The sequence below is a fragment of the Klebsiella aerogenes KCTC 2190 genome (assembly GCF_000215745.1).
Taxonomy (GTDB): Bacteria; Pseudomonadota; Gammaproteobacteria; order Enterobacterales; family Enterobacteriaceae; genus Klebsiella; species Klebsiella aerogenes.
The window spans coordinates 2,241,340-2,262,126 of record NC_015663.1 but is presented as its reverse complement, the minus strand read 5'-3'; the positions used below and the strand labels follow the sequence as shown (position 1 = coordinate 2,262,126).

Below are 20,787 nucleotides of genomic sequence, written 5' to 3'. Positions count from 1 at the left end.
CCGGCAAAAAGCCTACCCCTGCTCGCCCATCAACTGCTTCACCAGCTCAACGCAGCGCAGGAACCGGGCGTCGTAGTCCGACTCTTCCACGTGGACAAATTCGATCTCGTTTTCTTTCAGCAGCGACACCAGCAGCGTCTGAAACTCTTTGCGATCTACCGAACTGCCGAGGCTACGCAACCCATCGGCTACCCACGGCGTGTTGTTTTCCAGCAGGATCACCAGATCAAAGCGATATTCATCGATTAACGCCTGCACGAACGGATGTTCGCGGCCTTCGTACTTCAGGCAGAAGGCCTGAGTGCTGACGAAGTCGGTATCGATAAACGCCACCTTATTGGCGTATTTCACCGCGAAATCAATGTACTGTGCGTGCCCCAGCGCGATTTTATCGTAATCGGAATACTGCAACGCCATTTCATCGCCGCCGAGGTGTGAGAAGACGTAATCGCGGCCATACTCCCAGGCGCTGGTAGTATTGAAGATATTGGCGAGCTTATTCACCAGCGTCGATTTACCGCTCGACTCGCCGCCGAGGATCGCCACCGTACGCACAAAGAACGGCTTTACCTCAGTCGGAATATATTCCCAATAGCGGAACGGGTTTTCGCGGATCTGGCCGCCGCTGATACTCATGAAGGTTCGCTTCGGATCGATAAGCACGGTTTCGATCCCCAGATGTTCCAGATACTGCGGCGCATCGGCCTCTTCCGAGGTATAAATCCAGTTTGGCTCGATTCCCTTTTCACTCATGAAGGCGCGGATCCCACGGCTCCAGACATCCCAGCCGTGCGGGTACGGCTCCATCCCCTCTTCATTGAAGGCATGGATGCGAATGTTTTTTTGATATTTAAAGGTTTGCAGCAGCCAGCGCAGACGATCGGGAACCGTCGGCTGTTGCGACATGGCGCTCTCTTCGAACAGCTCGCGGTCACGAGTGTCGTCATAGCCCATGATGATATGAAGCTCATCGACCTGGCTACAGGCGCGCTGAATCAGGTAAATATGCCCGGTATGCAGCGGATAAAATTTACCAAAAACCACCCCGACGCTTTTTTGTTTGCGCGGGAATTCAAGGCCGAGGAAGCGATGTAACGCTTCAAGCTTCTGGGCGCTCGGGCTTTTGATTTTCGCGTTTAATAGCTGACTGAGATAACCTTTGGTCATCCCGCTGGCTTCCGCCACCTGCTGCAGCGTACAACCCTTTTGCTTAATGGCGTTTTTCAGATAGTCGAATGACGACATAGTTTATGCGTGCCTCCTGCAAACTCGGGTTTGCTACCCGTCATACCCTGAAGTATGACGGGTATCATTATAAGTCGTCAAAAACGCTCAGCGCATCGGCCAGTTTTTTCACGCCAAAGATTTGCATCCCTTCCGGCGCTTTTTTGGGCACATTGGCCGCTGGTACGATGGCGCGACGGAACCCATGTTTCGCCGCCTCGGAAATGCGCTCCTGGCCGCTTGGCACCGGACGAATTTCACCGGCTAATCCGACTTCGCCAAAAACCACCAGATCCTGCGGCAACGGACGATCGCGCAGGCTCGAGACCATCGCCAGCAGCAGCGCCAGGTCGGCGCTGGTTTCAGTGACTTTGACCCCGCCAACCACGTTGACGAAGACGTCCTGATCGGCCATCTGCAGGCCGCCATGACGGTGCAGCACCGCCAGCAGGATCGCCAGACGGTTCTGTTCCAGGCCTACCGCTACGCGACGCGGATTAGACATCATCGAGTGATCGACCAGCGCCTGAATCTCAACCAGCAGCGGGCGGGTGCCTTCCCATACCACCATGACCGAGCTGCCAGAGGTAACTTCATCGCCGCGGCTGAGGAAGATGGCGGAGGGGTTGCTGACTTCGCGCAGGCCCTGCTCGGTCATCGCGAAGACGCCGAGTTCGTTGACCGCGCCAAAGCGGTTTTTATGGCTGCGCAACGTGCGGAAACGGGAATCGGCATCGCCGTCCAGCAGCACCGAACAGTCAATACAGTGTTCCAGTACTTTCGGACCGGCCAGCGAGCCATCTTTGGTGACGTGGCCGACCATCACAATCGCCACGCCGCGAGTTTTGGCAAAGCGCGTCAAATAGGCCGCGGTTTCACGTACCTGGGCCACGCTCCCCGGCGACGACTGGACATCAGCCATATGCATCACCTGGATGGAGTCGATGACCATCAGCTGCGGCTTTTCTTCATCGGCAATCTGGCAAATTTGCTCGATGCTGGTCTCCGAGAGCATATTCAGGTTCGCCGTCGGCAGCCCGAGACGATGCGCGCGCATCGCGACCTGCTGCAGGGATTCTTCCCCGGTGACGTACAGCGTTTTCATTCCTTCCGCCAGCTTGCAGAGCGTTTGCAGCAGCAGCGTCGATTTCCCGGCGCCGGGGTTGCCGCCGATTAGAATGGCGCTACCCGGTACCACGCCGCCGCCGAGCACGCGGTCGAACTCTTTAAATCCGGTGGAGAAACGCGGCAGCGCCTCCAGGCTTATCTCCGACAGCTTCTGTACCTTCGACACGCCGGCATTACCGGCGTAGCCTGACAGACGCTCGTTTCTCGCCACCTGCGGCGAGGCGGCGATGCGCATCTCGGTGATGGTATTCCAGGCATGGCAGGCGCTGCACTGCCCCTGCCAGCGCGGATAATCCGCACCACATTCATTACAGACAAATGCGCGTTTTGGAGCTTTCGCCACGTTAACCTCTTACTTTTGATTCATGCTGCCGGAGAGAATACAGAATACCCCCATCAGGTCAGCGTGGCGGATGGTGACTTCCGCCTGTTCATTGACTTTTGGTTTCGCATGATAGGCAATGCCGAGACCTGCCGCCTTAATCATCGGCAGATCGTTGGCGCCATCGCCAATCGCCACGGTTTGCGCCGGCGGAATCTCATATTTTTCCGCCAGTTTACGCAGAGTATTGGCTTTATATTTGGCATCGACAATGTCGCCGATAACGTTGCCGGTGAGCTTGCCGTCCATGATTTCCAGCTCGTTGGCGAATACCGCGTCGAGATGCAGCTTATCGCGCAGGTATTCGGCAAAGAAGGTAAAGCCGCCGGAGGCGATGGCTACCTTCCAGCCCAGCGTTTCCAGCTTCAGCACCAGTTGCGTCAGCCCCGGCATCAGCGGCAGCGCTTCCCGCACCTGCAGCAGGATGTTCGCGTCGGCGTCTTTCAGGGTGGCGACGCGCTGGCGCAGGCTGGCGGTGAAGTCGAGCTCGCCGCGCATCGCGCGTTCGGTCACTTCCGAAACCAGCTCGCCGGTGCCGGCAAGCTTAGCAATTTCATCGATACATTCGATCTGAATCGCCGTGGAGTCCATATCCATCACCAACAGGCCCGGCGTGCGCAGATGCGGGATTTTGCCCAGCGGCGCGACGTCCAGCCCGGCCTCGTGGGCCAGGCGCGTGGCGCGCTGCGTCAGCGAACCCGCCAGGCGAATCACCTGATAGTCTTCCACGACCCAGGAAGAGACGATAACCAGCGCCGCGCCGAGCTCGCGCTGCCACGCCGTCAGCCGACGTTTATCGAGACCGCGACCATACAGCAGCCAGCCGCTGCGCCCGGCGTGATAATCCAGCGGCATGACCTCGTCGCCGCTTAGGGAAAGCGGCAACCCAGGCCACAAGGAAACATCTTCGGGCAGGTCGCACCAGGTCAAACTGTTAGGCATTACGGCTCCACATCTCTTCATTCAGGCGAGGAAAATAACGCATGAGGCTACCTTGTAACCAGCGCTTCTGGCAACATTAAGCTGCAAATTTTCAAAGGTGGAATATGGTACGAGCAAAACTGAAATTCCGACTGCATCGCGCCGTCATTGTTCTGATCTGTCTCGCGCTTCTCGTCGCGCTGATGCAGGGCGCCTCGTGGTTCAGTCAGAATAGCCAAAAGCAGCGTAATCCGCAGTTGGAAGAGCTGGCGCGAACGCTGGCACAGCAGGTTACGCTGAACCTGGCGCCGCTGATGCGCAGCGAAACGCCCGACGAAAAGCGCATTACCCGCCTGCTGGAACAGCTGACGGATAAAAGCCGGGTGCTCGATGCCGGGGTATATGATGAACAGGGCGATTTGGTGGCCCGCTCCGGCGAAAGCGTCGATGTACGCGACCGCCTGGCGCTGGACGGCAAAAAAGCCGGCGGCTACTTTAACCAGCAAATCGTCGAGCCGATCCTCGGCAAAAACGGTCCGGTCGGCTATCTGCGCCTGACGCTGGATACCCACACGTTGGCCACCGAGGCGAAACAGGTGGATAATACCACCAATATCTTACGCCTGATGCTGCTGTTGTCGCTGGCCATCGGCGTGGTGCTGACCCGTACGTTGCTGCAGGGCAAACGTACCCGCTGGCAGCAATCGCCCTTCCTGCTCACCGCCAATAAGCCCGTCCAGGACGAAGATAAAGATTAATCAGACAAGGATATCCTATGCCGACGCTCCGCCTGTTGCTCTCCGATTCCTACGACCCCTGGTTTAACCTCGCGGTCGAGGAGTGTATTTTCCGCCAGATGCCGGCCACCCAACGGGTGCTGTTTCTGTGGCGCAACGCCGACACCGTGGTGATTGGCCGCGCGCAGAACCCGTGGAAGGAGTGCAATACCCGGCGCATGGAAGAGGACCACGTCCGGCTGGCCCGGCGCAGCAGCGGCGGCGGCGCGGTATTCCACGACCTCGGCAATACCTGCTTTACCTTTATGGCGGGCAAACCGGAATACGACAAAACCGTTTCTACCGCTATCGTGCTCGCGGCGTTGAATTCGCTTGGCGTGACCGCCGAGGCTTCCGGGCGCAACGATCTGGTCGTGAAAACCGACAATGGCGACCGCAAGGTTTCCGGATCCGCCTATCGCGAAACGATGGACCGCGGTTTTCATCATGGCACCCTGCTGCTAAACGCCGACTTAAGCCGTCTCGCCAACTATCTTAATCCGGACAAAAAAAAGCTGCAGGCCAAGGGCATAACCTCGGTACGCGGGCGCGTAGCGAACCTGGTTGAACTCCTACCGGGCATTACCCATCAGCAGATTTGCGAAGCCATTCAGGAGGCATTTTTCAGCCATTACGGCGAACGGGTAGAGGCGGAAGTCATTTCGCCGGACAACACGCCGGATCTGCCGAATTTTGCCGAGACCTTCGCCCGCCAGAGCAGCTGGGAGTGGAACTTCGGCCAGGCGCCCGCTTTCTCCCACCTGCTGGATGAGCGCTTTCGCTGGGGCGGCGTCGAGCTGCATTTTGACGTCGAGAAGGGCCATATCACCCGCGCCCAGGCTTTTACCGATAGCCTGAACCCGGCGCCGCTCGAGGCGTTGGCGGCACGATTAGTCGGTTGTCAGTATCGGGCGGAAATATTACAGCAGCAGTGTGAGGCGCTGCTCGCCGATTACCCTGAGCAGGAAGCGGAACTGAAAGAACTGTCGGCGTGGCTGGCCGGCGCGGTGCGCTAATAAAAAAGCCCGCTGCGCTTAGCGGGCCTGGAAACCGTAGGCCGGGTCAGGCGAAGCCGCCACCCGGCACAACAGGTCTTACTCTTTATCACCCAGCAGTACGGATTCCAGCGCGATTTTGATCATATCGTTGAAGGTGGTCTGACGCTCAGCGGCAGTGGTCTGCTCGTGAGTGCGGATATGATCGGAAACGGTGCAGATGGTCAGCGCTTTCGCACCGAACTCAGCCGCTACGCCATAAATGCCGGCCGCTTCCATTTCCACGCCCAAAATGCCGTATTTTTCCATCACGTCGAACATGGACGGGTCCGGCGTATAGAACAGGTCAGCGGAGAAGATGTTGCCAACGCGCGCGTCAACGCCCAGCGCCTTCGCCGCGTCTACCGCGTTACGCACCATGCCGAAATCGGCAATCGCCGCGAAGTCGTGGTCTTTGAAACGCAGACGGTTGACTTTAGAGTCGGTGCACGCGCCCATGCCGATAACCACATCACGCAGTTTGACATCTTCACGTACCGCACCGCAGGAGCCGACGCGGATGATTTTCTTCACGCCGAAATCGGTGATCAGCTCTTTAGTGTAGATAGAGCAGGATGGGATCCCCATACCGTGGCCCATCACGGAGATTTTGCGGCCTTTGTAGGTACCGGTGAAGCCCAGCATGCCGCGCACGTTGTTCACTTCACGCACGTCTTCGAGGAAGGTTTCTGCAATGTGCTTCGCGCGCAGCGGGTCGCCCGGCATCAAAACTACGTCAGCAAAATCGCCCATTTCTGCGTTAATGTGTGGGGTGGCCATCGTTTTATCCTTATATAAATTGTTCGGGCCTGATGGCGGCTACGCCTTATCAGGCCTACAAAACGTATTCAAATACCCTAAGGATTTCGCGTTGTAGGAAGGCGACGAATTCGTGAATCCCCGGGAGCATAGATTAACTATGTGACCGGGGTGAGCGAATGAAGTCAACGCATCTACAGCGCGAAAGACAACGGGTATCACAGCATGTTTTTACCGTATTCCATTGGCGACGTACCAAAGTATGTCGCCAGCGTCTGGCCGATATCGGCGAAAGTTTCGCGGTGGCCTAACGAACCCGGCTTCACTTTCGGGCCGTACACCAGCACCGGAATGTGTTCGCGGGTGTGGTCGGTACCGGTCCAGGTCGGGTCGCAGCCGTGGTCGGCGGTGAGGATCAGAATGTCGTCTTCCCCAACCAGCTCCATCAGCTCCGGCAGACGACGGTCGAACAGCTCCAGACCCGCCGCGTAGCCAGCGACGTCGCGACGGTGGCCCCAGGAGGAGTCAAAATCGACGAAGTTAGTGAAGACGATAGTCTCGTCGCCCGCTTCCTTCATCTCTTTGATGGTCGCGTCGAACAACGCGTCCAGCCCGGTGGCTTTCACTTTCTTAGTGATGCCGCAGTTGGCGTAGATGTCGGCGATTTTACCCACGGAAACCACGTGGCCGTTTTTCTCGTCGACCAGCTTCTGCAGCACGGTCGGCGCCGGCGGCTCGACCGCCAGATCGTGACGGTTACCGGTACGCTGGAAGTTACCGGCTTTGTCGCCAACAAACGGACGAGCAATCACGCGGCCAATGTTATAGCCGCCTTCGGTCAGCTCTTCACGGGCGATTTCGCACAGCTCATACAGCTTGTCGAGGCCGAAAGTCTCTTCGTGACAGGCGATCTGGAACACCGAGTCAGCAGAGGTATAGAAAATCGGTTTCCCGGTTTTCATATGCTCTTCACCCAGTTGGTCCAGAATCACGGTACCGGAAGAGTGGCAATTGCCGAGGTAGCCCGGCAGGTTCGCGCGCTTAACCAGTTTATCCAGCAGTTCCTGCGGGAAGCTGTTCTCGTGGTCGCTGAAGTAGCCCCAGTCAAACAGCACCGGCACGCCGGCGATTTCCCAGTGGCCAGACGGCGTATCTTTACCAGAAGAGAGTTCATGCGCCCAGGCATAGGCACCAACGACTTCGGCATTACCGTCCATACCGGCGGCAATTTTACCGGTAGAACCTTCATGCGCTTTCACCAGACCCAGACGGGTCAGGTTAGGTAAATTCAACGGGCCTTTACGACCATTGTCAGCTTCACCTTTGGCGCAGGCTTCCGCAATGTGGCCCAGGGTATCGGCGCCAACATCGCCAAAGCGGTCAGCGTCTTCCGTTGCGCCAATCCCAAAGGAGTCCAGCACCATAATAAATGCACGTTTCATCTTGTTCTCCATACATCATGCGCTGCAAAAAAGCGATCAGATCAGTATATCGCTACTTGGTGATACGGCGATAGACCGTCGGTGTAATTTCTGGGGCGTGGGCGTCCAATTTTATTGCCGCTTTCACGGCTTTGGCCGCTTCCTGCCAGCTCGATTCATCTTTCGCATGAATCACCGCCAGCGGACGTTCGCCATCAACTTTATCGCCAAGGCGCGCCATATCGGTAAAGCCAACGCTGTAGTCAATAGTATCGGAAGCCTGGCGACGACCGCCGCCCATCGACACCACCGCCATCCCCAGCGCGCGGGTATCCATTTCAGAGACAAATCCGGCGCCTTCAGCATAGACCGCTTTGCTCAGCATTGCCGTCGGCAGGTATTTCGCATAGTTTTCGACAAAGTCGCTCGGCCCCTTCTGCGCCGCCACCATGCGGCCAAAGACTTCCGCCGCTTTACCGTTATCCAGCACCGCCTGCAATTTCGCGCGCGCCTCGGCGTCATCCGCCGCCAGCTTGCCGGAAATCAGCATTTCCACGCACAGCGCCATGGTGACGTCGTACAGGCGCGGGTTGCGGTATTCGCCGGTCAGGAACTGTACCGCTTCGCGAACTTCAACGGCGTTACCCGCGCTGGAGGCCAGCACCTGGTTCATATCCGTTAACAGTGCGGTCGTGCGCACGCCGGCGCCGTTAGAGACGCCAACGATAGCTTCGGCAAGCGCTTCTGAAAGCTCATAAGTCGGCATAAAGGCGCCGCTGCCGACTTTAACGTCCATCACCAGCGCGTCCAGACCTTCCGCCAGTTTCTTGGCCAGAATAGACGCGGTAATCAGCGGGATGGAATCCACCGTCGCGGTAATATCGCGGGTGGCATAGAAACGTTTGTCAGCCGGCGCGAGCGAGCTGGTCTGCCCGATAATCGCCACGCCGACATCTTTAATAATTTCGCGGAAACGCGCGTCGTCCGGGAAAATATCAAAACCCGGGATCGCTTCCAGTTTATCAAGCGTACCGCCGGTATGGCCGAGACCACGCCCGGAGATCATCGGTACGTAACCGCCGCAGGCGGCAACCATTGGCCCCAGCATCAGCGAGGTGACGTCACCCACGCCGCCGGTCGAGTGTTTATCGACGATCGGGCCGTTGAGGTTAAGGCTTTTCCAGTCGAGAACGGTTCCTGAATCCCGCATCGCCATGGTCAGCGAGACACGTTCCGGCATAGACATATCATGGAAGAAGATGGTCATCGCCAGCGCGGCGATCTGTCCTTCAGAGATAGTATTATCGCGGATACCGTTGATGAAAAAGCGAATTTCTTCATCGCTTAATACATGACCATCACGTTTTTTACGAATAATTTCTTGTGCGAGAAACACGGTAACCTCCCAAATAGTATAAAGTGCCGGATGGCGGCGCGAGCGCCTTATCCGGCCTACAGGCATCCATTCGTAGGCCGGATAAGCGCAGCACCATCCGGCGTATCAAGGGATTAGTAGCTGCTGGCGCTCTTACCGTCGCCGTGACCCAGGGCTTTCAGCAGGCTAGCCAGCAGGCTGGATGCGCCGAAACGGTAGTGGCGGGAATCGGCCCAGTCGGCGCCGAACAGTTCATCAGCAATCGCCAGGAACTGCTGCGCGTCTTCCGCGCTACGCACGCCGCCGGCAGGTTTGAAGCCAACGGTCTTCTCAACGCCCATATCGCGGATCACTTCCATCATGATGCGCGCGCTTTCCGGCGTCGCATTCACCGGCACTTTACCGGTAGAAGTTTTGATGAAATCCGCGCCCGCTTTAATAGAGATTTCAGACGCCTTACGAATCAGCGCTTCTTCTTTCAGTTCGCCGGTTTCGATGATCACTTTCAGCAGCACATTCGCCGCCGCACAGGCTTCTTTACAAGCTTTCACCAGATCAAAACCCACCTGCTCGTTACCCGCGATTAGCGCGCGGTACGGGAAAACCACATCCACTTCATCCGCGCCATAAGCGATTGCCGCGCGGGTTTCCGCCAGCGCGATATCGATATCGTCATTACCATGCGGGAAGTTAGTCACCGTCGCGATGCGGATATCCGGCGTTCCTTGTTCGTTCAGCGTCTTACGGGCAATCGGGATAAAACGCGGGTAGATGCAGACCGCAGCGGTATTGCCCACCGGCGTTTTCGCCTGATGACACAGAGCGATCACCTTCTCATTGGTGTCGTCATCGTTCAGGGTGGTCAGATCCATCAGTTTCAACGCGCGCAGGCTGCTTGCTTTCAAATCAGTCATTTCATACTCCGACGGCGTATTGCCGGTTCAATAGTTTGTTCACCTTGCGAGCCTGTTACTATTGTAACAACCGCTCGCCATTACACTTCGACATTCATCACAGTTAATGAAAACTAATTACTAATTTGCATTACTGTAACGTGATAAAAATCACAATTAACCAGCAATTCCCGCCAGCCTCACCGTCATCTCCTGTTTAAGCATAATCGGCAAACCGAAGTTCATGGTGATGTTATTATTCTAACATATCAAAACGAGTTATCTCGACGTCATGGCGCACAAATTGTGCAAATCCTGGCCATAAATATACTTTCTGATTGAAACTTAATGAATTTTATATTTATAAAAAATGATGGGATTGTCACACCCGACCAGAGCCGGGGACGACGTTGTCCAGTATGTGGGTCGTTAGAGGGTTAGCGCGGTAAAGAGGTTTTTGGTATTCGCCAGTAGTGCCGCTTCAATTTCCTGCGCCGGTTCCGCGCGCAGTTCGCAGAGCGAGTCAAAGACGCGGGCCGCCTGTTCCGGGCGGTTCGGCTGTCCCTGAAAACCATTCAGCGGCATATCCGGAGCATCGGTTTCCAGCAGCAGCGAAGAAAGCGGCAGACGCGCCATAACATCGCGAGTTTTGCTGGCGCGGGGATAGGTAATGGTACCGCCAACGCCAATCTTATAGCCCAGCTGTACAAAACGTTCCGCCTGCTGCAGGCTGCCGGCAAAACCATGCACCACCCCGGCGCGCGGCAGGTTATGTTTTTTTAGCAACATCGCCAGCTTATCGTGGGTGCGGCGCGAATGCAGGATCACCGGCAAATCGTAACGCTTTGCCAGCCGCAATTGCGCTTCCAGCAGCGCCTGTTGGCGATCGTATTGCGGATCGTCGCGGTAGAGATCGAGGCCAATCTCCCCGACTGCCACGAGTTTCGGATGACGCTGTGCAAGATAGCTTTCCAGTTGCGCTAACCCGCGGTCATCATGCTGTTCGATAACAATGGGATGCATCCCTAACGCGGCATACAGCGGCTCGTGTTGCTCCGCCAGCGCCAGCACGCGAGCAAAGCTCGCGGCGGATATCGACGGCACGATTATGCGCCCAACGCCGGCCTGCGCCGCCCGTGCGATACTCGCCGGCTCATCCTCTGTAAATGGGGGAAAATCGAAATGACAGTGGGTATCAATAAAGCGTAACGTCACGCCAGATCCTCGTTATTAAAGCTGGGGTCATTAGCCTGCGGCGCGGTGATAATCGCCTGTTGCGGCGTTTCGTTAGCTACCGGCAGCGGCGGCACCACCACCGGCGTCGGCATTGCCACACGCGGCGCATGACGTAACAGCGGCGGTTGCTCGGTCAGCAGTTTCCCTACCGTGGCGAGGAAGTAGCGGCCGCACTGGCGCCCGGTTTTATAATCTTCCAGCAGCGCCGGCAGACGGCTGCCAAGCGCCATACTGCGCAGTGGCCGCTGCGGATAGATTTCGAATATCCGCAGTTTACCCGGCGGCTTTTCAATAAACTGCTGCGTCGCGCGATAGGTGGTTTCGTGGTGCTGTACCAGGTTCACAAAAGGCTGCAAACTGCTTTCCCCCAGCCAGCGCTCCATCCGTTTAAACCACTGCGGAGTGTAGAACATCTGCGAAGGGACGGTACGGATAACCACAATAGTCTGCGCGCCGCGGCGCGCCGCCTCCTGCACAGGGATCGCGTCGCTGACGCCGCCATCGAGGTAGTTCACGCCATCCAGCAGGACACCGCTACGGTAAAAACCTGGAATGGCGCTGGAGGCGCGGATCAGATCAAGCCAGGTCTGGCGGGTAGGGGAAAAATAGTTTGCCGTGTAGTCGTCACCGCGGCAGGCGCACATCCACAACTCTTTACCTAGCGCGAACTGCTCCTCGGCATAGTTCATCGCCAGCGGCATTTGTTGTGCAGTGGAATCGACCAGCCAATCGAGATCGATAAGATTGCCGCCGCGTACGAAGCGCATCGGGTCAAAAAATTGCCGCGAGGTGGTGTAACGCGTAATGACTTTACGGGCGTAGCCCTGCTGATTACAGATATAAGCGGAGATGTTTTGCGCGCCAGCGGAAGTGCCGAGCATCAGGTCGAAAGGGTTAAATCCAGCGCGCATGAATTCGTCCAGAACCCCGGCTGTGAAAATACCTCTCTGACCACCGCCTTCACACACCAGAGCCAATTTGCCTGGACGGAAGGGTTTTACCGCTAACGGGGCGATATTGCCCAACGTCACGGGAATGCGTTGCCCCACCCTGCTTTCCTGTTTGTCTATTTTCTGTCATTAAAGTAACGCAAATTGTCGTCCCCTGAAACCGCAAAAGCCAGTCACATTGACTGGCTTTATGTAAGACGTTATGTCATCACTGCGCGGTTATTGATTCACGCCTTTCGGCACATCGCCTCTAGGGTCGTTTTCGCCCGGTAAACAGGCTGACCAGGAAAATGATAATACCGACAACAAAGACGATTTTAGCCGCCCACGCCGCGGTACCCGCCAGACCACCAAAACCCAATGCGGCGGCAATTAACGCGATGATCAGAAAAATAATGCCCCATCTAAACATACTGTTCTCCTTACCATATGATTAACGGTCGCTTTTCTGCGCGCTCAGGCCGCGCATACATCAACCCTGCGTACAACTCGCTCAGCGGTCTCGCCGCTGGCGATATCTTTTAATAAATACCCTTACTGCACTTTAAGATCGTTCTTCACGCTCTTAACACCGGTAACCGCTTTGGCAATGTCTGCCGCGCGATCGACCTGCTTGCTCGATTCCAGGGTTCCGGAGAGATGAACGACCCCGTCACTGGTTTCAACCGTCACCTTACGCGACGGAACGATATCGTCCGCGAGCAGTTTGGCTTTGACTTCGCTGGTGATAGCGGTGTCGCCAGCATAGCCCTTCAGGCTTGCCGATTTTTCACCCGCCACGGTCAGCTTATCGCTTACCGAACTCACCCCTTCGACGCCTTTCGCCGCGCTAACGGCCTGTGATTTTTGCTCAGCGCTCTCCACCGTTCCGCTTAAGGTCACCACTTTGTTTTCCGTTTTCACCGAGATATCGGTACTACGGATCCTTTTGTCATCGATCAGCGCCGCTTTGACACGGGCGGTGATCGTGCTGTCATCCATAAAATCGCCAACCTTGTTGATCGATTTATCGACGCTGTCTCCGGCGCTGGTCGCGGCAGCCTTGGCGCTATCTGTGACGGTGGTTTCCGCATAGGTCGAGGCGCTTATCAACGCTGAGCCTAAGAAGAGAGGCAGCAATAGCCTGGCGCTCTTTAGTCTGGTCATTGGTATGCCCTCACGATGTCTGCTTTGGTAAAACACATGGCTGTTTATTCAGCCAGGTTTCTGAAAAGTGCTTAATAAATATAGTAGATGAGCGGAGATGCGGCGGAGGGTTTGAATAAAAAAGCTACGATTCGCGCAGATTTAAGAACTTTCTATGGTAAGGAGAGAGACGGGTAAAACAGGCTGGAGCGCAGCGTCGCCGCGCTCCAGAGAGGCATTAGTGCTCGCGGGTTTTGCGGAACACCACGTCAGGGTAACGCTCTTGCGTCAGGTTCAGGTTCACCATCGTCGGGGCGATATAGGTCAGATTATCGCCGCCATCCAGCGCCAGCTGAACTTCGTTCTTACGCTTAAACTCTTCGAATTTCTTCACGTCTGTCGATTCAACCCAACGCGCGGTGGCCACGTTAACGGATTCGTAAATCGCTTCAACGTTGTATTCGCTTTTCAGACGCGCTACCACCACGTCAAACTGCAGCACGCCGACGGCGCCAACGATCAGATCGTTATTAGCGATCGGACGGAAGACCTGTACCGCACCCTCTTCAGACAGCTGTACCAGCCCTTTCAGCAGCTGTTTCTGCTTCAGCGGATCTTTCAGGCGAATACGACGGAACAGTTCCGGCGCGAAGTTCGGAATACCGGTGAACTTCATCATTTCGCCCTGGGTAAAGGTGTCGCCAATCTGAATGGTGCCGTGGTTATGCAGACCGATAATATCGCCAGGGTAGGCTTCTTCAACGTGCGAACGATCGCCCGCCATAAAGGTCAGCGCGTCGGAAATCACCACGTCTTTGCCGATACGCACCTGACGCAGCTTCATGCCTTTCTCGTATTTGCCGGAAACCACGCGCATAAAGGCCACGCGGTCGCGGTGTTTCGGGTCCATGTTGGCCTGAATCTTAAACACGAAGCCGGTGAATTTCTCTTCTGTAGCCGTCACTTCACGGGTATCAGTGTTACGCGGCATCGGCGCCGGCGCCCACTCCACCAGGCCATCCAGCATATGATCCACGCCGAAGTTGCCTAATGCGGTCCCGAAGAACACCGGAGTAATTTCGCCCGCCAGGAACAGTTCTTTATCGAACTCGTTCGAAGCGCCCTGCACCAGTTCCAGTTCATCGCGCAGCTGCTGCGCCAAATCGTCGCCCACCGCGGCATCGAGTTCAGGGTTATTCAACCCCTTAACCACGCGCACTTCCTGAATGGTGTGCCCTTTACCGGTCTGATAGAGGTAAGTTTCATCTTTATAAAGATGATAAACCCCTTTAAACAGCTTGCCGCAGCCGATAGGCCAGGTAATCGGCGCGCAGCCGATTTTCAGCTCATTTTCGACTTCATCCAGCAATTCCATCGGATCGCGGATATCACGGTCGAGTTTGTTCATAAAGGTGAGGATCGGCGTATCGCGCAGACGGGTAACTTCCATCAGCTTGCGGGTACGATCTTCGACGCCTTTCGCCGCATCGATAACCATCAGACAGCAGTCAACCGCCGTCAGGGTACGGTAAGTATCTTCGGAGAAGTCTTCGTGCCCCGGGGTATCCAGCAGGTTAACCAGGCTGTCATGGTACGGGAACTGCATCACCGAGGTGGTAATCGAGATCCCACGCTGCTTTTCCATTTCCATCCAGTCGGATTTAGCATGCTGGCTGGAACCACGGCCCTTCACGGTACCTGCGGTCTGAATCGCCTGTCCGAACAGCAGCACTTTTTCAGTGATGGTGGTCTTACCGGCATCCGGGTGAGAAATAATGGCAAAAGTGCGGCGTTTAGCCACCTCTTGCAGATAAGGAGACAACGTCATAATTCAATCTTCTAAGTAAACGCGGCAATGGGCCGCGCATGTGGAATACGAAAAATTGCGGCTATTTTACCCATCAATGGGGGGGAGGCAATTAGTGTTTACACAGGAGTTGCTCCAGTTCGCTTAAAGAGGTCACCGTCCAGTCTGGCTGCAGGTCTGCCGGCAGCGTTTGCTGGTGCGCATTCAACCAACAGGTGGCAAGCCCGGCATTGACGCCGCCGCGGATATCCGACTCGGCGGTATCGCCAACCATCAATACCCTGTCGCGCGACGGATTACCCGCTTGCGCCAGCGCGTAATCGAAGATACGCGCATCCGGCTTCGCGACGCCGACTTCCTCAGAAATAATCAGCAAATCAAAGTGATCGCGCAGGCCTGTTCGTTCCAGTCGAGTCTGCTGCAACGAGGTAAAACCGTTGGTGATGATGCCCATTTTTACCTTGCCCTGCAGCGCATTCAGCAGCGATACGGCGCCCGGCAGCGGCGCGCAGATTTCCGCCATCGCATTCATGAAAGCGTCGTTCAGTTCGCCCGGAGGGACGTTCAAACGTTCCGCCCAGCTATCAAAACGCTGATGCTGTAATTGTAGCGAGGTGATGGCGCCGTTTTGATAATCCACCCACAGCGGCTTATTAACGGCCTGATAGTCCTGAAAATCTTTGGCGGTAAATGTCACGCTATAGTCGAGAAACATCCGCTGTAAACCGCTGAAAGAGTCAAACGTAAACAACGTTTCATCGGCATCAAAGAAAATCCAGTCCCATTTCATCGTTTCACCTTGTCTTACATACTGATTGGCAGAGCCATGATAATTGCGTCTTCACGCCCGTCGGCCGTAGGGTAGTAATTGCGGCGGATAGTCGCCTCGTTAAAGCCTAAGCTTTCGTAGAGCGCGATGGCGGCGACATTCGATGCCCGCACCTCCAGCCACAGCGTGACGACGCCGAGTTTTTCTACTTCATCAATAACATGTTCCAGCAGTTCCCGTCCCAGGCCGCGGCGCTGGTAGGCGGGGTCGACGGCGATGTTAAAAAGCGTCGCTTCATCAAGGACAATCTGAGTAATGGCAAATGCCGCCATTTCTCCATCCACTGCCAGTTGGTAATTCAGATAACGTTCACCCTGATTGCTGGCAAAGGTTTGTTCGCTCCACGGAAAAGCGTGGGCGCGTTTTTCGATTTGCCAGGCTTTGGATAAATCAGCCGTGCTGAGGGTAGAAATCGTGTTCATGTGCGCAGATTTGTTGCCAGAGCGCGATGCGAGCCGGCGCGCTGCTCTGAAGTTCATCAAAAACGGGCGTCGAGACCTGGGCGCCCGCCAGCGACAGCGGCGTCTCGCAGCCCAGTCGCCAGCTGTTGCAGCGGCTATTTTGCGGCAGCATCGCTACCCGGTCCGGCGTAAGCTGCAGTACCTGATCGGCGCGAATCGAGAGCGCGCGCAGAATATCGCTAATAAGCGGTTCAGTCAGCGACGGCGGGGTTTCCGCCACCATCACCAGACGAATATGTTCAGGAAGCGAGATAGCGATTTCGCCCTGCAACGCCCCCGGGCGACGCAGCGACCACTGGGTAATTCCCAGTTGCTGTAATTGCCAGTCTCGTCGGGAAGTCATAGCGAAACACTCCTGTTAAACAAGCGCGCAATATAGCAAATCCGTCGTATCTGCGCCAACAAACTACTATAATCGGCGCCAGTCTTATTGAAGGAGTGTTTCATGTCAGCTTTTACCCCGGCAAGTGAAGTCTTGCTGCGCCACAGTGATGATTTCGAGTCCGCCCGCGTTCTGTTTGCCGGTGACCTGCAGGATGACCTGCCTGCACGTCTGGATACCGCGGGCAGCCGCGCTCATACCCAACAATTCCACCACTGGCAGGTCCTGAATCGCCAGATGGGCGACAACGTTCGTTTTAGCTTAGTGGCCGAGGCCGCCGACGTCGCCGATTGCGATACCCTGATCTACTACTGGCCGAAGAACAAGCCAGAAGCGCAGTTCCAACTGATGAACCTGCTCTCTCTGCTGCCGGTGGGGATCGATATTTTTGTGATCGGCGAAAACCGCAGCGGCGTACGTAGCGCCGAGCAAATGCTCGCCGAATACGCGCCGCTAAGTAAAGTGGATAGCGCCCGCCGCTGCGGTCTCTACCACGGCCGTCTGGAAAAACAGCCCTCCTTCAACGCCGAACAGTACTGGAACGAGTACACGCTCGATAATCTGACCATTAAAACGCTGCCGGGCGTGTTCAGCCGCGACGGCCTCGATGTCGGCAGCCAGCTGCTGCTGTCGACCCTGCAACCGCACACCAAAGGTAAAGTGCTCGATGTCGGCTGCGGCGCCGGGGTGCTTGCCACGGTACTGGCCAGTCATTCACCGAAGGTACGCCTGACGCTATGCGACGTCAGCGCTCCGGCGGTCGAAGCCAGCCGCGCGACGCTTGCCGCGAATGGTTTTGAAGGCGAGGTTTTTGCCAGTAACGTCTTCTCTGAAGTCAACGGCCGTTTTGACATGATCATCTCAAATCCGCCATTCCATGACGGCCTGCAGACCAGTCTTGAAGCGGCGCAGGCGCTGATCCGCGGCGCGGTCCGCCATCTGAACAGCGGCGGCGAACTGCGCATCGTTGCCAACGCCTTCCTGCCGTATCCGCAGGTGCTGGATGAGACGTTTGGCTTCCACGAAGTGATCGCCCAAACCGGCCGTTTCAAAGTTTACCGCACGGTGATGACTCGCCAGGCCAGGAAATAATCTTCTTTTCCCATCGGCGGCATGCTCGACGTGCCGCCAGGCCTTCCCTTCGCTCTGAATAGCCCATTTTTGCAGCAATCGAGAAAACCTGCATAATTAACTATTGACGTGTCGCCGAAAACCACTAGAATGCGCCTCCGTGGTAACGATACTTTTTAGTGTCGATGGTATGCGAAGGTGGCGGAATTGGTAGACGCGCTAGCTTCAGGTGTTAGTGTCCTTACGGACGTGGGGGTTCAAGTCCCCCCCCTGCACCATAATCCACGTTGATATTGCTCGCACTGGGCGAAGGTGGCGGAATTGGTAGACGCGCTAGCTTCAGGTGTTAGTGTCCTTACGGACGTGGGGGTTCAAGTCCCCCCCCTCGCACCAACGAGGCGATATCAGATTAAGAATACTGTGCGAAGGTGGCGGAATTGGTAGACGCGCTAGCTTCAGGTGTTAGTGTCCTTACGGACGTGGGGGTTCAAGTCCCCCCCCTCGCACCAATATTCTTACCCTTCTCTGTTTTATCCCATCAGCTTCAAATTCAACATGATCAGCATTATTCCACTGACCAGCGCTACGCTTGACGGCAACAGTACGAAATGACGTAACTGACGGTGCCAGATCATTGCCGCCGATAGTAGTAACCCCAGCACAATCATCACGCGCCAGGCTTCCACCGGCAGGCCAATCATGCCTAACGCCATCACCAGTACGCCCGGCAGCAGAATTCCCCAACCACTCCCTAAAGCTCGCTGCAACATGGTTTCGCCTCTCACAACGATAATGATAACCAATATCATATGATAATTTTTATCATTTGTCATGCCGGAGAGTTTAACTTTTATTACTCTTGCATTCAGGAGTAATGACATACATTCATTGGGATGATAAATTAAGCAAATTAAATCTATATATTACATTGTCTGATCATTTGCGCAGATAGCCTTATATTACGTGTTGTTTTATATCTTTCCCCTTTGGCAGCCATCATCTTGAAACTTAACTACTAATAATGATAGTACCAATATGACTGCACAAACCTGGCGGGCTCATTACGAGCAAAAATATCAGTATTCCTTACGACTTTTTTTATTACTTAATTGTGTTTCTGCCGCTCTGTCGCTGCTCAGTCCGCTGTTTACCATTGTCACCGTCACGCTGCCGAGTTCGCTGATCTGTGCCGCCAGCCTGGGGTTCTTGTTATGGAATTGGAAATTTCCAAAACAGAAAATAAATATTCCTGTTATTTCTCTGTTATTTGGCATGCTATGGGCCTGGCACATCGTAATAAAAGCCTCATTGTTACCACCTCCACATTTTAACTTTCTGGTTATTGCCTTATTAAGCATCCTGTTTATTGGAACTATCGCTTTTTCTAACAATATCATTGCCTTTACTCTACATTCGCTACCGACTTTTATGGTGTGTCTGGTACTGGCCGGCGGCGAACAGTGGATGCGGATGTTTTACTGCTTTGTCCTGCCAGTTGCTGGAATTACGTTGCAAAACATTATGCAAAAGCGCAGCGATAATTTTACCCAAGGGCTAATGGATAAACTGTTGCAAGAGCGTAACACCCTGAACGATCTCAGTATGCTTGATCCATTAACCGGCCTGTATAACCGCCGTGGCCTGCAAAACCGGATGGATAACATCCTGGCAGTGGATACCTGCGAACATTTCATCCTGCTTTTGGATATTGACCATTTCAAAGCCTACAACGATAACTATGGCCATATGATGGGCGACCAGGCGCTAATCCAGGTATCCGCGGCGATTCGTAATTCCGTGCGTTCACGCGATATCGTCGCTCGCTTTGGCGGTGAAGAGTTTATGGTGGTGCTGACCAGCAGCTCGGCGGAATCCGCCTTCCAGACAGCAGAGCGTATTCGCCAACGGGTTTACGATTTAAAAATCGCGCATCGTTTTAACGAAAGCGTCGCCACTCATGTCACTATCAGTATCGGGATGACCCCTCTGGTGAGTGGCGACATCGACAGTGCGATAAAACGCGCCGATAGCGCGCTATATGAAGCCAAAAACCAGGGACGTAATATCATTCTCGTCAACTAACGCTTCCAGCCCGCCGCGAGGGATATGCGGCGCTGACAAATCGCTTGCGCTCCCTGCAACGAACAACTAGTATCAGCAATCATTATCATTTAGATTTGTATCTGGAAATCTGATGGCTTACCGTACCTTCTCCTTCAGCGATGACATCATCTGGCGTGCGCCGCTTGCGCCCGTCGAGCATGCATTGGCGAATGCGGTACGGGAAAAGATCGCTGCGGTACGCCCGCATCTACTGGATTTCCTGCGTCTGGATGAAGAAGCTCCCCCGTTTGCTCTACCCCTCGCGGAATGGTCACGACCAACGTCCCTTAGTTCATTACTGTCCACCTATTCCGACCATATTTATCGCCATCAGCCCAGCCAACCGCGCGAACAAAAACCCCTGCTTTCACTGTGGGCGCAGTGGTATATCGGCCTGCTGGTGCCGCCGCTAATGCTTGCGTTGCTTACGGAAGAACAGGCAATTAGCCTTGAACCGGAGCATTTTCGCGTTGAATTCCATGAAAGCGGGCGCGCGGCTTGCTTCTGGATTGACGTGCATGCCGACCATGATGCGTTGATGCTTCCCGCGCAAGCGCGTATGGATATGTTGGTCAATAAAGCCCTGAAACCGGTGGTGGAAGCGCTGGAAGCTACCGGCGACATTAACGGTAAGCTTATCTGGAGCAATACCGGCTATCTGATTAACTGGTATCTCGGTGAAATGAAAAATCTGCTTGGCGACGAGCAGGTGAACGCGCTACGTCAACACTGTTTTTTTGCAAAACAACAGGCCAGTGGCGAGGATAACCCGCTGTGGCGAACGGTAGTCCTGCGCGAAGGGCTGCTGGTACGTCGAACTTGCTGTCAGCGTTATCGCCTGCCGGACGTTCAACAATGCGGCGACTGCACGTTAAAGTAATTACCTGACGGGCGGCAATATGCCGCCCGT

21 protein-coding genes and 3 tRNA genes are annotated in these 20,787 nt (G+C 55.3%); 8 read left to right on the top strand and 16 right to left on the bottom strand.

Features of this window, described 5'->3' with window-relative positions; genetic code table 11:
• Positions 1–12 precede the first annotated feature (12 nt).
• The 3 genes from nadR to serB form a co-directional block, all read right to left on the bottom strand.
• Positions 13–1,245: a multifunctional transcriptional regulator/nicotinamide-nucleotide adenylyltransferase/ribosylnicotinamide kinase NadR gene (nadR, locus tag EAE_RS10840; RefSeq protein WP_015368374.1), complete on the bottom strand. Its 1,233-nt coding sequence runs from the start codon at positions 1,243–1,245 to the stop codon at positions 13–15.
• 67 nt (positions 1,246–1,312) lie between these two features.
• On the bottom strand, positions 1,313–2,695 hold the full coding sequence (gene radA, locus EAE_RS10835; protein WP_015368375.1) for a DNA repair protein RadA: 1,383 nt from the start codon (positions 2,693–2,695) through the stop codon (positions 1,313–1,315).
• Between the two features lie 9 nt (positions 2,696–2,704).
• Complete coding sequence (serB, locus tag EAE_RS10830; RefSeq protein ID WP_015704324.1) at positions 2,705–3,676, bottom strand: phosphoserine phosphatase; 972 nt, start codon at positions 3,674–3,676, stop codon at positions 2,705–2,707.
• Between the two features lie 104 nt (positions 3,677–3,780).
• On the opposite strand from serB, the gene EAE_RS10825 reads away from it, so the two are divergent.
• Together EAE_RS10825 and lplA are read left to right on the top strand one after the other, a co-directional pair.
• Complete coding sequence (locus tag EAE_RS10825) at positions 3,781–4,413, top strand: YtjB family periplasmic protein (protein ID WP_015368377.1); 633 nt, start codon at positions 3,781–3,783, stop codon at positions 4,411–4,413.
• A 17-nt stretch (positions 4,414–4,430) separates the two neighbouring features.
• The gene (gene lplA / locus EAE_RS10820; protein WP_015368378.1) at positions 4,431–5,447 is read left to right on the top strand and encodes a lipoate--protein ligase; all 1,017 of its coding nucleotides are present in this window, start codon (positions 4,431–4,433) and stop codon (positions 5,445–5,447) included.
• Between the two features lie 78 nt (positions 5,448–5,525).
• Here lplA and deoD read toward each other — a convergent pair whose 3' ends face one another.
• The 12 genes from deoD to EAE_RS10760 all read right to left on the bottom strand — a co-directional run bounded on the left by deoD (position 5,526) and on the right by EAE_RS10760 (position 16,664).
• Positions 5,526–6,245 (bottom strand): purine-nucleoside phosphorylase, encoded by a 720-nt coding sequence (gene deoD / locus EAE_RS10815; RefSeq protein ID WP_002887789.1) that lies wholly within the window; start codon positions 6,243–6,245, stop codon positions 5,526–5,528.
• 197 nt (positions 6,246–6,442) lie between these two features.
• A complete protein-coding gene (gene deoB, locus EAE_RS10810) occupies positions 6,443–7,666 on the bottom strand; it encodes a phosphopentomutase (RefSeq protein ID WP_015368379.1) in 1,224 nt (407 codons plus the stop codon).
• A 52-nt stretch (positions 7,667–7,718) separates the two neighbouring features.
• Positions 7,719–9,041 (bottom strand): thymidine phosphorylase, encoded by a 1,323-nt coding sequence (gene deoA / locus EAE_RS10805; protein WP_015368380.1) that lies wholly within the window; start codon positions 9,039–9,041, stop codon positions 7,719–7,721.
• A gap of 113 nt (positions 9,042–9,154) precedes the next feature.
• On the bottom strand, positions 9,155–9,934 hold the full coding sequence (gene deoC / locus EAE_RS10800; protein WP_015368381.1) for a deoxyribose-phosphate aldolase: 780 nt from the start codon (positions 9,932–9,934) through the stop codon (positions 9,155–9,157).
• A gap of 408 nt (positions 9,935–10,342) precedes the next feature.
• Positions 10,343–11,128 (bottom strand): metal-dependent hydrolase, encoded by a 786-nt coding sequence (locus EAE_RS10795; protein WP_015704323.1) that lies wholly within the window; start codon positions 11,126–11,128, stop codon positions 10,343–10,345.
• Positions 11,125–12,198, bottom strand: a complete 1,074-nt coding sequence (locus EAE_RS10790; RefSeq protein ID WP_015368383.1) for a patatin-like phospholipase family protein — start codon at positions 12,196–12,198, stop codon at positions 11,125–11,127. The genes EAE_RS10795 and EAE_RS10790 overlap by 4 nt, the downstream gene beginning before the upstream one ends.
• Before the next feature lie 151 nt (positions 12,199–12,349).
• Positions 12,350–12,511 carry a DUF1328 domain-containing protein gene (locus EAE_RS10785; RefSeq protein WP_015368384.1) on the bottom strand — a complete coding sequence of 54 codons (162 nt, stop codon included), beginning with the start codon at positions 12,509–12,511 and terminating at the stop codon, positions 12,350–12,352.
• 122 nt (positions 12,512–12,633) lie between these two features.
• On the bottom strand, positions 12,634–13,245 hold the full coding sequence (gene osmY, locus EAE_RS10780; RefSeq protein WP_015704322.1) for a molecular chaperone OsmY: 612 nt from the start codon (positions 13,243–13,245) through the stop codon (positions 12,634–12,636).
• Between the two features lie 217 nt (positions 13,246–13,462).
• The gene (gene prfC / locus EAE_RS10775) at positions 13,463–15,052 is read right to left on the bottom strand and encodes a peptide chain release factor 3 (protein ID WP_015704321.1); all 1,590 of its coding nucleotides are present in this window, start codon (positions 15,050–15,052) and stop codon (positions 13,463–13,465) included.
• Positions 15,053–15,143: 91 nt separating this feature from the next.
• The gene (yjjG, locus tag EAE_RS10770; protein WP_015368388.1) at positions 15,144–15,821 is read right to left on the bottom strand and encodes a pyrimidine 5'-nucleotidase; all 678 of its coding nucleotides are present in this window, start codon (positions 15,819–15,821) and stop codon (positions 15,144–15,146) included.
• 14 nt (positions 15,822–15,835) lie between these two features.
• The gene (gene rimI, locus EAE_RS10765; RefSeq protein ID WP_015368389.1) at positions 15,836–16,282 is read right to left on the bottom strand and encodes a ribosomal protein S18-alanine N-acetyltransferase; all 447 of its coding nucleotides are present in this window, start codon (positions 16,280–16,282) and stop codon (positions 15,836–15,838) included.
• Positions 16,251–16,664 carry a DNA polymerase III subunit psi gene (locus EAE_RS10760; RefSeq protein WP_015368390.1) on the bottom strand — a complete coding sequence of 138 codons (414 nt, stop codon included), beginning with the start codon at positions 16,662–16,664 and terminating at the stop codon, positions 16,251–16,253. Before EAE_RS10760 ends, rimI begins: the two co-directional genes overlap by 32 nt.
• A 102-nt stretch (positions 16,665–16,766) precedes the next feature.
• Here EAE_RS10760 and rsmC point away from each other — a divergent pair, with 102 nt between their 5' ends.
• The 4 genes from rsmC to EAE_RS10740 all read left to right on the top strand — a co-directional run bounded on the left by rsmC (position 16,767) and on the right by EAE_RS10740 (position 18,283).
• Positions 16,767–17,795: a 16S rRNA (guanine(1207)-N(2))-methyltransferase RsmC gene (rsmC, locus tag EAE_RS10755; protein ID WP_015704320.1), complete on the top strand. Its 1,029-nt coding sequence runs from the start codon at positions 16,767–16,769 to the stop codon at positions 17,793–17,795.
• Positions 17,796–17,966: 171 nt separating this feature from the next.
• A tRNA-Leu gene (locus EAE_RS10750) sits at positions 17,967–18,052 on the top strand.
• 28 nt (positions 18,053–18,080) lie between these two features.
• Positions 18,081–18,167 (top strand) — tRNA-Leu (locus EAE_RS10745).
• Between the two features lie 29 nt (positions 18,168–18,196).
• Positions 18,197–18,283 (top strand) — tRNA-Leu (locus EAE_RS10740).
• Positions 18,284–18,304: 21 nt separating this feature from the next.
• On the opposite strand, the gene EAE_RS10735 is transcribed toward EAE_RS10740, so the two are convergent.
• Positions 18,305–18,544 (bottom strand): DUF1435 domain-containing protein, encoded by a 240-nt coding sequence (locus EAE_RS10735; protein WP_032706671.1) that lies wholly within the window; start codon positions 18,542–18,544, stop codon positions 18,305–18,307.
• Positions 18,545–18,809: 265 nt separating this feature from the next.
• Between EAE_RS10735 and EAE_RS10730 the strand changes: the two genes are divergently transcribed.
• Together EAE_RS10730 and fhuF are read left to right on the top strand one after the other, a co-directional pair.
• Positions 18,810–19,856 (top strand): GGDEF domain-containing protein, encoded by a 1,047-nt coding sequence (locus EAE_RS10730; protein ID WP_015368393.1) that lies wholly within the window; start codon positions 18,810–18,812, stop codon positions 19,854–19,856.
• 112 nt (positions 19,857–19,968) lie between these two features.
• Positions 19,969–20,757 carry a siderophore-iron reductase FhuF gene (fhuF, locus tag EAE_RS10725; protein WP_015704318.1) on the top strand — a complete coding sequence of 263 codons (789 nt, stop codon included), beginning with the start codon at positions 19,969–19,971 and terminating at the stop codon, positions 20,755–20,757.
• The last annotated feature ends 30 nt before the right edge of the window (positions 20,758–20,787 follow it).

Coding starts and splice junctions, on each gene's coding strand:
- nadR (WP_015368374.1), bottom strand. CDS start 1,245: ATGTCGTCATTCGACTATCTGAAAAACGCCATTAAGCAAAAGGGTTGT.
- serB (WP_015704324.1), bottom strand. CDS start 3,676: ATGCCTAACAGTTTGACCTGGTGCGACCTGCCCGAAGATGTTTCCTTG.
- EAE_RS10825 (WP_015368377.1), top strand. CDS start 3,781: ATGGTACGAGCAAAACTGAAATTCCGACTGCATCGCGCCGTCATTGTT.
- lplA (WP_015368378.1), top strand. CDS start 4,431: ATGCCGACGCTCCGCCTGTTGCTCTCCGATTCCTACGACCCCTGGTTT.
- deoD (WP_002887789.1), bottom strand. CDS start 6,245: ATGGCCACCCCACACATTAACGCAGAAATGGGCGATTTTGCTGACGTA.
- deoB (WP_015368379.1), bottom strand. CDS start 7,666: ATGAAACGTGCATTTATTATGGTGCTGGACTCCTTTGGGATTGGCGCA.
- deoC (WP_015368381.1), bottom strand. CDS start 9,934: ATGACTGATTTGAAAGCAAGCAGCCTGCGCGCGTTGAAACTGATGGAT.
- EAE_RS10785 (WP_015368384.1), bottom strand. CDS start 12,511: ATGTTTAGATGGGGCATTATTTTTCTGATCATCGCGTTAATTGCCGCC.
- osmY (WP_015704322.1), bottom strand. CDS start 13,245: ATGACCAGACTAAAGAGCGCCAGGCTATTGCTGCCTCTCTTCTTAGGC.
- prfC (WP_015704321.1), bottom strand. CDS start 15,052: ATGACGTTGTCTCCTTATCTGCAAGAGGTGGCTAAACGCCGCACTTTT.
- yjjG (WP_015368388.1), bottom strand. CDS start 15,821: ATGAAATGGGACTGGATTTTCTTTGATGCCGATGAAACGTTGTTTACG.
- rimI (WP_015368389.1), bottom strand. CDS start 16,282: ATGAACACGATTTCTACCCTCAGCACGGCTGATTTATCCAAAGCCTGG.
- EAE_RS10760 (WP_015368390.1), bottom strand. CDS start 16,664: ATGACTTCCCGACGAGACTGGCAATTACAGCAACTGGGAATTACCCAG.
- rsmC (WP_015704320.1), top strand. CDS start 16,767: ATGTCAGCTTTTACCCCGGCAAGTGAAGTCTTGCTGCGCCACAGTGAT.
- EAE_RS10735 (WP_032706671.1), bottom strand. CDS start 18,544: ATGTTGCAGCGAGCTTTAGGGAGTGGTTGGGGAATTCTGCTGCCGGGC.
- EAE_RS10730 (WP_015368393.1), top strand. CDS start 18,810: ATGACTGCACAAACCTGGCGGGCTCATTACGAGCAAAAATATCAGTAT.
- fhuF (WP_015704318.1), top strand. CDS start 19,969: ATGGCTTACCGTACCTTCTCCTTCAGCGATGACATCATCTGGCGTGCG.